The sequence below is a fragment of the Streptomyces sp. Sge12 genome (assembly GCF_002080455.1).
In the GTDB taxonomy this organism is placed as follows: Bacteria; Actinomycetota; Actinomycetes; order Streptomycetales; family Streptomycetaceae; genus Streptomyces.
The window spans coordinates 5923182-5935663 of sequence record NZ_CP020555.1 but is presented as its reverse complement, the minus strand read 5'-3'; the positions used below and the strand labels follow the sequence as shown (position 1 = coordinate 5935663).

Sequence of the window (12482 nt, the reverse complement as noted above, 5' to 3'; positions counted from 1 at the left end):
ACAAGGGGTCGCCTACGATATGGGGCGTGTTGAACCCCCTCGCCCACATCGCCAGCCGCTGGACCCCGTCACCCCGGACCGTCCAGCGGGCCGCACTCGCCGCGCTCGTCATGAGCGTGGTCATCGTCGTCACCGGCGGCGCGGTACGGCTGACCGGATCAGGCCTCGGCTGCGACACCTGGCCCAAGTGCACCGACGACAGCCTGATCGTGACGCAGGAGCAGGGCTTCCACGGCGCCATCGAGTTCGGCAACCGCATGCTGACCTACGTGCTCAGCGCGGCCGTCGGCTGGGTGATCATCGCCGCCCGCTCGGCCGAGCCCTGGCGGCACTCCCTGACGAAGCTCGGCTGGGTGCAGTTCTTCATCGTGATGGCGAACGCCGTGCTGGGCGGCATCACCGTCCTGACCGGGCTCAACCCCTACAGCGTGGCCGGACACTTCCTGCTCGCCACCGCGCTGATCACCGTGACCACGGTCACCTGGCAGCGCACCCGCGAGGGCGACGGCGCTCCCCGGCCGCGCGTGCCCGGACCGGTGCGCAAGCTGTCGTGGGCGCTGCTCGCGACCACCCTCGTCCTGATCGCGGCGGGCACCGTGGTGACCGGCTCCGGTCCGCACGCCGGTGACAGCAGCGAGATCAGGCGGATGCCCTTCGACTGGGACACCACCGCGCACGTGCACGCCGTCGCCGCCTGGGTGGTGTGCGCGCTAGCCATCGCGATGTGGCTGGTCCTGCGCATCGTGGACGCCCCGGCCGACACCCGGGCGCGCGCCCGCGACCTGCTGGTCGTCCTGCTCGCCCAGGGCGCCATCGGCTACGTGCAGTACGCCACCCAGGTCCCCGAGGCCCTGGTCGCCGCCCACATGCTGGGCTCCTGCCTGGTGTGGATCGCCGTGCTCCGGGTCGCACTCGGGCTGCGCGAGCGGCCGGCCGAGCAGGCGGAGGTCCCCTACCGGGGCGACCCGCAGCTCTCCGCCGTCTGATCCGCCGGCCTCCGGGGCGCGGCGCGGCCCGTCACGGCCCGTCCAGACGGTAGACGCGGCGGGCATTGCCCGCCGCGACCATGGCGGCCACCCGTTCCGCGTCCCGCCAGGACCAGGAACCCTCGGCGGCCCATCCGCCCAGCACCCGGCCCAGCGCCTCGCGGAACAGCAGGGCGCCCACCGCGTGCAGCTCGGGCAGGTCCCGGCCGCCGCTGGAGAACAGCACCTTCCCGAACGGCGCGAGCTCCAGCAGCTCCGCCAGGACCGCCGCGGCCCGCGCCCCGGTCCGCCCGAGGGCCGCGCCCGCATCCGCGTAGACGTGCGGGAAGTCCGCCGCCAGCTGCGCCGTACGCCGGTGGTCCGGGTATCCGCCGAGCAGCACCAGCCGCGTCCCCAGGCCCGCGGTGGCCCGTACGAACCCGGTCAGCGCAGTGGTGTCGGCCGCTCCCGTGTGCAGCTGGAGCGGCAGCCCCGCGGCCACCGCGCTCCACAGCAGGTGGGCCAGGAGTACGGGGTCCCGTACGGCCCCGCCCCGCGGCCGCCCGGCGAGCCACCGCCCGGCCGCCCCCCGCACCTCCCCGGGACCGGGCGGCTCGGGCACGAGAGCGGGGGCGTCCGCGCAGGTGAAGGCCGTGGCGCAGGTGAAGGCAGCGGCTCCGGCGGCGGCGTGGTGGACGGCCTCGGCGAGATTGGCGAGGAAGGCGCCCACCGTTCCGGAGGTGTCGGCGACCTGCTCGGCCAGTAACTCCAGCCGGACGGTCTCGAAGGCCTCGGCGTCCCCGGCGAGCGCCAGCTCCTTGGGCCCAGTGAGGTCCCCGGCCGCCCCGGTGTCGACCAGGTAGGCGGCGACCCCGGATCCCCTCAGCAGCCGCCGGGCGGTCTCGGCCGCGCCCAGCTCGCGCCGCCGCGCCAGATAGCGGGCGGGGGTGGCGTGCGGCTCCAGCCCCAGCAGCGGCGGGCACCAGCGGCGTACTGCGAAGCCGGTCTGCGTGTCGAAGAAGGTGGTGCCCGCGGCGGGCGGGCCGGCCGAGCGCATCAGCTGGGCCTCGAAGGTGCCCAGGCCCAGCTCCGTACGGAGTACTCCGTGGCAGTACTGGTCCACCAGGGGCGGCGTTTCGATCATCCGGGCATCCCGTTGCGGACGTGAGGAAGGGGCTTCCACACGTCCTAACGGGTGAGCGGGGTGTGAGGTGTTGCTCGGGCTGTTGACCGAGACTGCACTCCCGGGTCGCCCGGGGGCGGTCCGGGGCTCAGGCCGCGGGGTTCTCGGGGCCGCCGATCTGGATGCCGGCCATCCGCGACCACTCGTACGGGCCCGTGCGCACGCGCGCGGCGAACTCCCCGTCGAACTCGTCGTGAAGGGTCAGCCCGGCCTTCTCCGCGGCCAGTTGCGCCACCGCGAAGGTGGGGGCCACCAGGTCGCCCCAGCCGCCGTCCGTACCCACGAGCACGATCCGGGTGCCGGCCTGGCCGATGTGGGCGAGCTGGCCCTCGGCGCCGCCGTGCTGCTTGGCGAACGCGCCGATCTGCTTGGCCAGCTTCGCGGCCCTGCGGTCCTGCTTCTTCTCCGCGGCGCCTGCGGCGGCAGGGGCGGCTGCGGTGTCTTCGGTGTCTCCCATGGAAGGCATGCTACCGGTGAGTAATCAGCGGAGGAAGGGATCCACGGCCACCGCCACGAACAGCAGCGACACATAGGTGATCGACCAGTGGAACAGCCGCATCTCCTTGAGCTTCGCGCCCACGACACCCGCCTTGGCGCGGGCGTGGAGTGCGTGCGCCTCCCACAGCCACCAGCCGCCCGCCGCCAGCGCGACCGCGGTGTAGAACCAGCCGGTGTACCCCAGCGGGGTCAGCAGCAGCGAGACCGCCACCATCACCCAGCTGTAGAGGACGATCTGGCGCGCGACGGCCCGGTTGCCCGCGACGACCGGGAGCATCGGCACGCCGGCCCGCGCGTAGTCGTCCTTGACCTTCATCGACAGCGGCCAGTAGTGCGGCGGCGTCCAGAAGAAGATGACGAGGAAGAGGATGACGGCGGCCCAGGAGACCTCGTTGGTGACGGCCGACCAGCCGATGAGCACCGGCATGCAGCCTGCGATGCCGCCCCAGACGATGTTCTGCGCGGTGCGCCGCTTCAGCAGCATCGTGTAGATCACGACGTAGAAGAGGAGCGCACCGAGCGACAGCGCCGCCGACAGCCAGTTGACGAGCAGGCCGAAGAAGAGGGTGGATACGACCGCGAGGGTGAGGCCGAAGGCCAGGCACTCCCGCGGGCTGACCATGCCGGTCACCAGCGGGCGCTGCGAGGTCCGGTCCATCAGCGCGTCGATGTCGCGGTCGATGTACATGTTCAGCGCGTTGGCGCCGCCCGCGGACAAGTAGCCGCCGAGGCAGGTCAGCAGGACCAGCCGCAGCGACGGCACACCCTGCTCCGCCAGGAACATCACCGGCACTGTGGTGATCAGCAGAAGTTCGATGATCCGCGGCTTGGTCAATGCCACGAAAGCCATGACGCGGGTCCCGAGCGGCCGCTGACCGGGGCTCGTCCCGAGCACCCCCGCTGGACGGGATTCGACGGCCGTCACGCACACCCCTGAGAGAGAATCCAGCAAGCTCCGACTCGGGCCGTTCACAACATGAAGGCCCGGTTAAGGCTTGCGCGTACCACGCCACTGTAGACGTTGCACTTACGTCGCCCTGCGCCGGGGTCGCATCGTGTTGGGCCGATCGGACCGTGCATATATACGGAGCACAGGCCGCGCCGGACACCCTTGGGCGGGTGAACGGGGGTCGGCGGCGCGGTGACGGACTGCCTGCACTCGAATAGCTGCACGCCGTTGCGGGGGTAGGCTCGGAATCGCGCCGGTGCACCGTTCGTCACCGGGATTCATACATGTGGAGAGGAGCCCTGACCCACGGTGAGCACCAAGCCGACCACCACAGAGCTCGAGTGGACCGAACTGGACCAGCGGGCCGTCGACACCGCCCGCATCCTGGCCGCTGACGCGGTCCAGAAGGTCGGAAACGGCCACCCCGGTACGGCGATGAGCCTGGCCCCCGCCGCGTACACCCTCTTCCAGAAGGTGATGCGGCACGACCCGGCGGACCCCGAGTGGGTGGGCCGCGACCGCTTCGTGCTCTCCGCGGGGCACTCGTCCCTCACGCTCTACACCCAGCTCTACCTCGGTGGGTTCGGGCTGGAGCTGGACGACCTGAAGGCCTTCCGCACCTGGGGCTCCAAGACCCCCGGCCACCCGGAGTACGGCCACACGACGGGCGTCGAGACCACCACCGGCCCCCTCGGCCAGGGCGTCGCCAACGCGGTGGGCATGGCCATGGCCTCCCGCTACGAGCGCGGTCTGTTCGACCCGGAGGCCCCCCAGGGCGCCTCCCCGTTCGACCACATGATCTACGCGATCGCGGGTGACGGCTGCCTCCAGGAGGGCATCTCCCACGAGGCGTCCGCGCTGGCCGGCCACCAGAAGCTCGGCAACCTCGTCCTGCTGTGGGACGACAACCACATCTCCATCGAGGGCGACACGGAGACGGCCGTCTCCGAGGACACCCTCAAGCGCTACGAGGCCTACGGCTGGCACGTCCAGCGCGTCGAGCAGCAGGAGAACGGCGACCTCGACCCGAAGGCGCTGTTCGCGGCCCTCCAGGCCGCCAAGGCCGAGACCGGCCGCCCGTCCTTCATCGCGGCCCGCTCGATCATCGCCTGGCCCGCCCCGCACGCCCAGAACACCGAGGCCGCCCACGGCTCGGCGCTCGGCGACGACGAGGTCGCGGCGACCAAGCGCGTGCTCGGCTTCGACCCGGAGCAGACCTTCGAGGTCGCCGACGAGGTCATCGCGCACACCCGCGCGCTGGGCGACCGCGGCCGCGAGGCCAAGGCCGCCTGGGAGAAGGAGTTCTCCGCCTGGCGCACCGCCAACCCGGAGCGCGCCGCCGAGTTCGACCGCATCAACGCCAACGAGCTGCCCGCGGGCTGGGAGGACAAGCTCCCCGTCTTCGAGCCCGGCAAGGGCGTCGCCACGCGCGCCGCCTCCGGCAAGGTCCTCGGCGCGCTCGGCGCGATCATCCCGGAGCTGTGGGGCGGCTCGGCCGACCTGGCCGGCTCCAACAACACCACCATCGACAAGGACTCCTCGTTCCTGCCGGTGGGCAACCCGCTGCCGGAGGCCGACCCGTACGGCCGCACCATCCACTTCGGCATCCGCGAGCACGCCATGGCCGCGGCCATGAACGGCATCACCCTGCACGGCCACACCCGCATCTACGGCGGCACCTTCCTGGTGTTCTCCGACTACATGCGCAACGCCGTCCGGCTGTCCGCGCTGATGCACCTGCCGGTGACGTACGTGTGGACGCACGACTCCATCGGTCTCGGCGAGGACGGCCCGACCCACCAGCCGGTCGAGCACCTCGCCTCGCTGCGCGCCATCCCGGGCCTGAACATCGTCCGCCCGGCCGACGCCAACGAGACCGCCATCGCCTGGCGCGAGATCCTGCGCCGCCACACCAAGGTCTTCGGCAAGGGTGCCCCGCACGGCCTCGCGCTGACCCGCCAGGGTGTGCCGACCTACGAGCGCAACGAGGCGGCCGCCAAGGGCGGGTACGTCCTGTTCGAGGCCGAGGGCGGCCCGGCGCAGGTCCTCCTCATCGCCACCGGCTCCGAGGTGCACGTGGCCGTCGAGGCCCGCGAGCAGCTGCAGGCGCAGGGCGTTCCCACCCGGGTCGTCTCGATGCCGTCCGTCGAGTGGTTCGAGGAGCAGGACCAGGACTACAAGGACAGCGTCCTGACGCCGTCGGTGAAGGCGCGCGTCGCGGTCGAGGCGGGCATCGGCCTGACCTGGCACCGCTACGTCGGCGACGCCGGCCGGATCGTCTCGCTGGAGCACTTCGGTGCCTCGGCCGATGCGAAGGTGCTCTTCCGCGAGTTCGGCTTCACCCCCGAGAACGTGGTGGCCGCCGCTCAGGAATCCCTCGCCGCCGCCGCGCGCTGACGCCGTTACGCAACCAAGTAGGAGATGTAATCCCATGACAGACGCACTCAAGCGCCTCTCCGACGAAGGCGTCGCGATCTGGCTGGACGACCTGTCCCGCAAGCGCATCACGTCCGGCAACCTGGCCGAGCTCATCGACCAGTCGCACGTGGTCGGTGTCACCACCAACCCGGCGATCTTCCAGAAGGCCATCAGCGGCGGCGAGGGCTACGAGCAGCAGCTCACCGACCTCGCGACCCGCAAGGTCACCGTGGAAGAGGCCCTGCGCATGATCACGACGGCGGACGTCAGGGACGCCGCCGACATCCTGCGCCCGGTCTTCGACCGCACCGACGGCCAGGACGGCCGCGTGTCGATCGAGGTCGACCCGCGCCTGGCGCACAACACCCCGGCGACCGTCGCCGAGGCCAAGCAGCTCGCCTGGCTGGTGGACCGCCCGAACACGCTCATCAAGATCCCGGCGACCAAGGCCGGCCTGCCGGCGATCACCGAGGTCATCGGCAAGGGCATCAGCGTCAACGTCACGCTGATCTTCTCGCTGGAGCGCTACCGCGAGGTCATGGACGCGTACCTGTCGGGTCTGGAGAAGGCCAAGGCCGCCGGCCTGGACCTCTCCCTGATCCACTCGGTCGCCTCCTTCTTCGTGTCCCGCGTGGACTCGGAGATCGACAAGCGCCTGGACGCGGTCGGCACCGACGAGGCCAAGGCCCTCAAGGGCAAGGCTGCCCTCGCCAACGCCCGTCTGGCCTACGAGGCCTACGAGGAGGTCTTCTCCTCGGACCGCTGGGCCGCCCTGGAGCGCGTCGGAGCCAACAAGCAGCGTCCGCTGTGGGCCTCGACGGGCGTCAAGGACCCGGCGTACAAGGACACCCTGTACGTGGACGACCTGGTCGCCCCGAACACGGTGAACACCATGCCGGAGGCCACCCTGGAGGCCACCGCCGACCACGGGCAGATCACCGGCGACACGGTGCGCGGCTCCTACGCGCAGGCGCGCGCCGAGCTCGACGCGGTCGCGAAGCTGGGCATCTCGTACGACGATGTGGTGCAGCTGCTCGAGGACGAGGGCGTCGAGAAGTTCGAGGCGTCCTGGAACGACCTGCTGAAGTCGACCGAGGCGGAGCTTGAGCGCCTTGCCCCCACGGAGGCCTGAACACCTTGTCTGTAAACGGAGCGAACCCGCTTCGTGACGCACAGGACCGGCGGCTCCCGCGCATCGCGGGGCCGTCCGGCCTGGTCATTTTCGGCGTTACGGGTGACCTGTCGCGCAAGAAGCTGATGCCTGCCGTCTACGACCTTGCCAACCGGGGCCTGCTCCCGCCGGGCTTCTCGCTGATCGGGTTCGCCCGCCGCGAGTGGCAGGACGAGGACTTCGCGCAGGTGGTCCACGACGCCGTCAAGGAGCACTCCCGGACGCCCTTCCGCGAGGAAGTGTGGCAGCAGCTCGTGCAGGGCTGCCGTTTCGTCTCGGGCGACTTCGACGACGACGCCGCCTTCGAGACGCTGAAGGCGACCATCGAGGAGCTGGACAAGGCACAGGGCACGGGCGGCAACTTCGCCTTCTATCTGTCCGTCCCGCCCAAGTTCTTCCCCAAGGTGGTCCAGCAGCTCAAGGACCACGGGCTGGCGCAGAAGGAGGGCTCCTGGCGGCGCGCCGTCATCGAGAAGCCCTTCGGCCACGACCTGAAGAGCGCCGAGGAACTCAACAAGGTCGTCCACGAGGTCTTCCCGCGTGACGAGGTCTTCCGGATCGACCACTACCTCGGCAAGGAGACCGTCCAGAACATCCTGGCGCTCCGCTTCGCGAACACGATGTTCGAGCCGATCTGGAACCGGTCGTACGTCGACCATGTGCAGATCACCATGGCCGAGGACATCGGCATCGGCGGCCGGGCCGGGTACTACGACGGTATCGGCGCCGCCCGTGACGTCATCCAGAACCACCTGCTCCAGCTGCTCGCGCTGACCGCGATGGAGGAGCCCGGCTCCTTCCACCCCAAGGCGCTGGTGGCCGAGAAGCTCAAGGTGCTGACGGCGGTGCAGCTGCCTGAGGACCTGGGCAAGCACACGGTGCGCGGCCAGTACGCGGCCGCCTGGCAGGGCGGCGAGAAGGTCAAGGGCTACCTCGAAGAGGACGGCATCGACCCCAAGTCGAAGACCGACACCTACGCGGCCGTCCGGCTGGAGATCAACAACCGCCGCTGGGCGGGCGTCCCGTTCTACCTGCGGACGGGCAAGCGCCTGGGCCGCCGGGTGACCGAGATCGCGGTCGTCTTCAAGCGGGCCCCGTACCTGCCCTTCGAGTCGGGCGCGACCGAGGAGCTGGGGCAGAACGCCCTGGTCATCCGGGTCCAGCCGGACGAGGGCGTGACGGTCCGCTTCGGCTCCAAGGTTCCGGGCACCTCCATGGAGGTCCGGGACGTGACGATGGACTTCGCCTACGGCGAGTCCTTCACGGAGTCGAGCCCCGAGGCGTACGAGCGGCTCATCCTCGACGTGCTCCTCGGCGACGCGAACCTCTTTCCGCGTCACCAGGAGGTCGAGCTGTCCTGGAACATCCTCGACCCGATCGAGGAGTACTGGGACAAGCACGGCAAGCCCGCGCAGTACCCTGCGGGCACCTGGGGGCCGGTCGAGGCGGACGAGATGCTCGCACGAGACGGACGGAGCTGGCGCCGGCCATGAAGATCGACCTCACGGAGACCAACTCCAGCAAGATCAATGCTGCGATGGTGCAGGCACGCCGGGACATCGGCACGCCGGCCATCGGCATGGTCCTCACGCTGGTGATCGTGACCGACGAGGAGAACGCGTACGACGCGCTCAAGTCGGCGAACGACGCGTCCCACGAACACCCCTCGCGGATCGTCGTCGTGGTCAAGCGGGCCAGCCGCTCCCCCCGCAGTCGCCGTGACGCCCGGCTCGACGCGGAGATCCGCGTCGGGGCGGACGCCGGCAGCGGGGAAACGGTGGTTCTGCGCCTGCACGGCGAACTGGTCGACCATGCCCAGTCGGTCGTGCTGCCGCTCCTGCTGCCCGACGCCCCCGTGGTGGTCTGGTGGCCGGGAGGGGCTCCTGCAGACGTGGCGGGCGACCCGCTGGGCGCGCTGGGACAGCGCCGGATCACGGACACGTACTCCTGCGAGCACCCGGTCGAGGCGCTCGGCGCCCGGGCGGAGGCGTACGCCCCCGGGGACACGGACCTGTCGTGGACCCGGATCACCCCGTGGCGCTCCATGCTGGCGGCGGCACTGGACCAGCAGGCCCTGACGGTCGCCTCGGCGACCGTCGAGGGCGAGGACGAGAACCCGAGCTGCGAACTGCTGGCCATGTGGCTGGCGGACCGGCTCAAGGTCCCCGTCCGGCGCACGCTGTCGCCGGGCCCGGGCCTGACCTCCGTACGGCTGTCCACCAAGGACGGCGACATCGTCCTGGACCGGGCGGACGGCTCGCTGGCCACGCTGTGCATGCCGGGGCAGCCCGACCGTGCGGTGGCGCTCAAGCGCCGTGACACGGCCGAGCTCCTGGCGGAGGAGCTGCGCAGGCTGGACCCGGACAACACCTACGAGGCCTCGCTGAAGTTCGGCGTGGCGCGGCTGGAGACGTCCACGCCCGCGGCGGCGTCCGACGCCGCCGAAGCCCCGGCGGACCCGGCCCCCGCCACGTCGGCCGCCAGGCCGACGAAGAAGGCCCGGGCCAAGTAGCCGTAGGCGTAGCCGCTGCGCGGAGCCGGCCCCGCCCCTTCCCGAAACCGGGGCGGGGCGGGGCACGGCTCCGCGCAGCGGCATCCGCACCCCCGATCTACCGACAAGGCGGAAGCACATGGGTATGACGACTCCCCAGGTCGTCGTCCACCGGGACAAGGAACTGATGGCCCGGGCCACCGCGGCCCGGCTCATCACGAAGATCGTGGACGCGCAGGCGGCCCGCGGCTCCGCGTCCGTCGTCCTCACCGGCGGACGCAACGGCAACGGCCTGCTGGCCGCGCTGGCCGCCGCCCCGGCGCGGGACGCCGTCGACTGGGCCCGGCTGGACCTGTGGTGGGGCGACGAGCGGTACGTCCCCGCCGACGACCCCGAGCGCAACCACACTCAGGCCCGCGAGGCACTGCTGGACGCGGTCCCCGTGGACCCCGCCCGCGTGCACGTGATGCCCGCCTCGGACGGCCCGTACGGGGCGGACGTGGACGCCGCGGCAGCCTCCTACGCGGCCGAGCTCGCCAAGGCGGCCGGCCCCGAGGACCACGGACCGGTCCCCCCCTTCGACGTGCTGATGCTGGGCGTCGGCCCGGACACGCACGTGGCCTCGCTGTTCCCGGAGCACCCGGCGGCCCGCGAGACCGAGCGCACGGTGGTCGGCGTCCACGGCGCCCCGAAGCCCCCGCCCACCCGGATCTCGCTCACCCTCCCGGCGATCCGGGCGGCGCGCGAGGTCTGGCTGCTGGCCGCGGGCGAGGACAAGGCCGGGGCGGTCTCCCTGGCCCTGGGCGGCGCGGGCCAGATCCAGGCCCCGGCGGCGGCCGCGTACGGCCGCTCCCGCACGCTGTGGCTCCTGGACCGCGCGGCGGCGGCGAAGCTCCCGACCGGGATGTACCCGCCGGCCTCCTCCTGACGACCGCCTGCGACTTACCACGTACGGCTTACGCAGAAGGGCCCGCCTCCCGGACACGGGAGGCGGGCCCTTCGCACATCCGGGTCAGCCGCGCCCGCGCAGCTTCCGGTACGTGGCCACCAGGGCCTTCGTCGAAGCGTCCAGACCGGGCACGTCCGCCCCCTCGGTCAGCGCGGGCTCGACGCGCTTGGCGAGCACCTTGCCGAGCTCGACGCCCCACTGGTCGAAGGAGTCGATGTTCCACACCGCGCCCTGGACGAACACCTTGTGCTCGTAGAGCGCGATCAGCTGGCCGAGCACCGCCGGGGTGAGCTCTTCGGCCAGGATGGTGGTCGTCGGGTGGTTCCCGTGGAAGGTCTTGTGCGGGACCAGCGACTCGGGGGCCCCCTCGGCGCGCACCTCGTCCGCCGTCTTGCCGAAGGCCAGCGCCTGGGTCTGGGCGAAGAAGTTCGCCATCAGCAGGTCGTGCTGGGCCGCCGTCGCCGCCTCCAGCTCCGCCACCGGCCGGGCGAAGCCGATGAAGTCCGCGGGGATCACCCGCGTGCCCTGGTGGATCAGCTGGTAGTAGGCGTGCTGCCCGTTGGTGCCGGGCGTGCCCCAGACCACCGGGCCCGTCTGCCACTCCACCGGATTGCCGTCGCGGTCCACGGACTTGCCGTTGGACTCCATGTCGAGCTGCTGCAAGTACGCGGTGAAACGCGAGAGGTAGTGGCTGTAGGGGAGCACCGCGTGCGACTGGGCGTCGAAGAAGGCGATGTACCAGATGCCCAACAGGCCCATCAGCAGCGGGGCGTTCTCATGGGCGGGCGCCGTACGGAAGTGCTCGTCCATGGCGTGGAAGCCGCCGAGCATCTCCCGGAAGGCGGCCGGGCCGATCGCGATCATCAGGGAGAGGCCGATGGCCGAGTCGAAGGAGTAGCGTCCGCCGACCCAGTCCCAGAACTCGAACATGTTGGCCGGATCGATGCCGAAGTCGGTGACCTTCTCGGCATTGGTGGACAGGGCCACGAAGTGCCGTGCCACGGCGGCCTGGTCGCCGCCCAGCCCCGCGAGCAGCCAGCCGCGCGCCGACGTGGCGTTGGTGATGGTCTCGATGGTGGTGAAGGTCTTGGAGGCGATGATGAACAGCGTCTCGGCCGGGTCCAGGTCCCGCACGGCCTCGTGCAGGTCCGCGCCGTCGACGTTGGAGACGAACCGCACCGTCAGATCCCGGTCGGCGAAGGCCCGCAGGGCCTCGTAGGCCATGGCCGGGCCCAGGTCGGAGCCGCCGATGCCGATGTTGACGACGTTCCTGATGCGCTTACCGGTGAAGCCGGTCCACTCCCCCGACCTGATCCGGTCGGAGAAGGCCGCCATCTTGTCGAGGACGGCGTGCACGCCGGGGACGACGTTCTCGCCGTCGACCTCGACGACCGCGTCGGCCGGTGCGCGCAGGGCGGTGTGCAGCACCGCCCGGTCCTCGGTCGTGTTGATCTTCTCGCCGCGGAACATCGCCTCGCGCAGCTCGGCCACGCCCGTGGCCTCGGCCAGCTCGCGGAGCAGCGTGAGCGTCTCGTCCGTGACGAGGTGCTTCGAGTAGTCGATGTGCAGGTCACCGACCTGCAAGGTGTAGCCGGAGCCGCGGCCGGGGTTCTCCTCGAACAGCTCGCGCAGATGCGTCTGCCCGAGCTCCTCCCGATGCTTGCCGAGTGCGAGCCACTCCGGCGTCCGGTTCAGCTTCGTACGTCCCTCCCGTCGCCCACCACCACCCTCGCTTGACGCGCTTCGCGCGGCGGCCTGATTTGCGTTCATCTCGGACATCAACCCACTTCTTCCGTCCTGTCGTGCCCCGCCGTTCTCCAACTTAAGGGATCACAAGCGGCAGAACGCACACAAAGAG

Annotated in this window: 10 protein-coding genes; 6 read left to right on the top strand and 4 right to left on the bottom strand. The window is 71.1% G+C overall.

The genetic code is table 11. The features are described from left to right. Nucleotides 1–26: 26 nt before the first annotated feature. Complete coding sequence (locus tag B6R96_RS26605; protein ID WP_384508679.1) at nucleotides 27–986, top strand: COX15/CtaA family protein; 960 nt, start codon at nucleotides 27–29, stop codon at nucleotides 984–986. 31 nt (nucleotides 987–1017) lie between these two features. Here the strand turns inward: B6R96_RS26605 and B6R96_RS26600 are convergent, their stop codons facing one another. The 3 genes from B6R96_RS26600 to B6R96_RS26590 all read right to left on the bottom strand — a co-directional run bounded on the left by B6R96_RS26600 (nucleotide 1018) and on the right by B6R96_RS26590 (nucleotide 3577). Then, on the bottom strand, nucleotides 1018–2109 hold the full coding sequence (locus tag B6R96_RS26600) for an amidohydrolase family protein (protein ID WP_081523843.1): 1092 nt from the start codon (nucleotides 2107–2109) through the stop codon (nucleotides 1018–1020). A gap of 127 nt (nucleotides 2110–2236) precedes the next feature. Beyond that, on the bottom strand, nucleotides 2237–2614 hold the full coding sequence (locus tag B6R96_RS26595; protein WP_037861155.1) for a hypothetical protein: 378 nt from the start codon (nucleotides 2612–2614) through the stop codon (nucleotides 2237–2239). Between the two features lie 15 nt (nucleotides 2615–2629). Then, complete coding sequence (locus tag B6R96_RS26590; RefSeq protein WP_078626602.1) at nucleotides 2630–3577, bottom strand: heme o synthase; 948 nt, start codon at nucleotides 3575–3577, stop codon at nucleotides 2630–2632. A 327-nt stretch (nucleotides 3578–3904) separates the two neighbouring features. On the opposite strand from B6R96_RS26590, the gene tkt reads away from it, so the two are divergent. The 5 genes from tkt to pgl all read left to right on the top strand — a co-directional run bounded on the left by tkt (nucleotide 3905) and on the right by pgl (nucleotide 10603). Continuing rightward, nucleotides 3905–5992, top strand: a complete 2088-nt coding sequence (gene tkt, locus B6R96_RS26585; protein WP_081523842.1) for a transketolase — start codon at nucleotides 3905–3907, stop codon at nucleotides 5990–5992. A gap of 34 nt (nucleotides 5993–6026) precedes the next feature. Then, nucleotides 6027–7145 carry a transaldolase gene (gene tal, locus B6R96_RS26580; protein ID WP_053702625.1) on the top strand — a complete coding sequence of 373 codons (1119 nt, stop codon included), beginning with the start codon at nucleotides 6027–6029 and terminating at the stop codon, nucleotides 7143–7145. 5 nt (nucleotides 7146–7150) lie between these two features. Next, the gene (gene zwf / locus B6R96_RS26575) at nucleotides 7151–8677 is read left to right on the top strand and encodes a glucose-6-phosphate dehydrogenase (RefSeq protein WP_052874932.1); all 1527 of its coding nucleotides are present in this window, start codon (nucleotides 7151–7153) and stop codon (nucleotides 8675–8677) included. After that, complete coding sequence (opcA, locus tag B6R96_RS26570) at nucleotides 8674–9696, top strand: glucose-6-phosphate dehydrogenase assembly protein OpcA (RefSeq protein WP_081523841.1); 1023 nt, start codon at nucleotides 8674–8676, stop codon at nucleotides 9694–9696. The genes zwf and opcA overlap by 4 nt, the downstream gene beginning before the upstream one ends. 124 nt (nucleotides 9697–9820) lie before the next feature. Then, nucleotides 9821–10603, top strand: coding sequence for a 6-phosphogluconolactonase (gene pgl, locus B6R96_RS26565; protein WP_081523840.1), 783 nt, complete (start codon nucleotides 9821–9823; stop codon nucleotides 10601–10603). An 84-nt stretch (nucleotides 10604–10687) separates the two neighbouring features. Here the strand turns inward: pgl and pgi are convergent, their stop codons facing one another. Continuing rightward, nucleotides 10688–12394, bottom strand: a complete 1707-nt coding sequence (gene pgi, locus B6R96_RS26560; RefSeq protein WP_081525272.1) for a glucose-6-phosphate isomerase — start codon at nucleotides 12392–12394, stop codon at nucleotides 10688–10690. Nucleotides 12395–12482 lie beyond the last annotated feature (88 nt).

Excerpts from the sequence above, each read along its gene's own strand:
- pgi (WP_081525272.1), bottom strand. The coding sequence starts at position 12,394 with ATGAACGCAAATCAGGCCGCCGCGCGAAGCGCGTCAAGCGAGGGTGGT.
- B6R96_RS26600 (WP_081523843.1), bottom strand. The coding sequence starts at position 2,109 with ATGATCGAAACGCCGCCCCTGGTGGACCAGTACTGCCACGGAGTACTC.
- opcA (WP_081523841.1), top strand. The coding sequence starts at position 8,674 with ATGAAGATCGACCTCACGGAGACCAACTCCAGCAAGATCAATGCTGCG.
- pgl (WP_081523840.1), top strand. The coding sequence starts at position 9,821 with ATGACGACTCCCCAGGTCGTCGTCCACCGGGACAAGGAACTGATGGCC.
- B6R96_RS26595 (WP_037861155.1), bottom strand. The coding sequence starts at position 2,614 with ATGCCTTCCATGGGAGACACCGAAGACACCGCAGCCGCCCCTGCCGCC.
- tal (WP_053702625.1), top strand. The coding sequence starts at position 6,027 with ATGACAGACGCACTCAAGCGCCTCTCCGACGAAGGCGTCGCGATCTGG.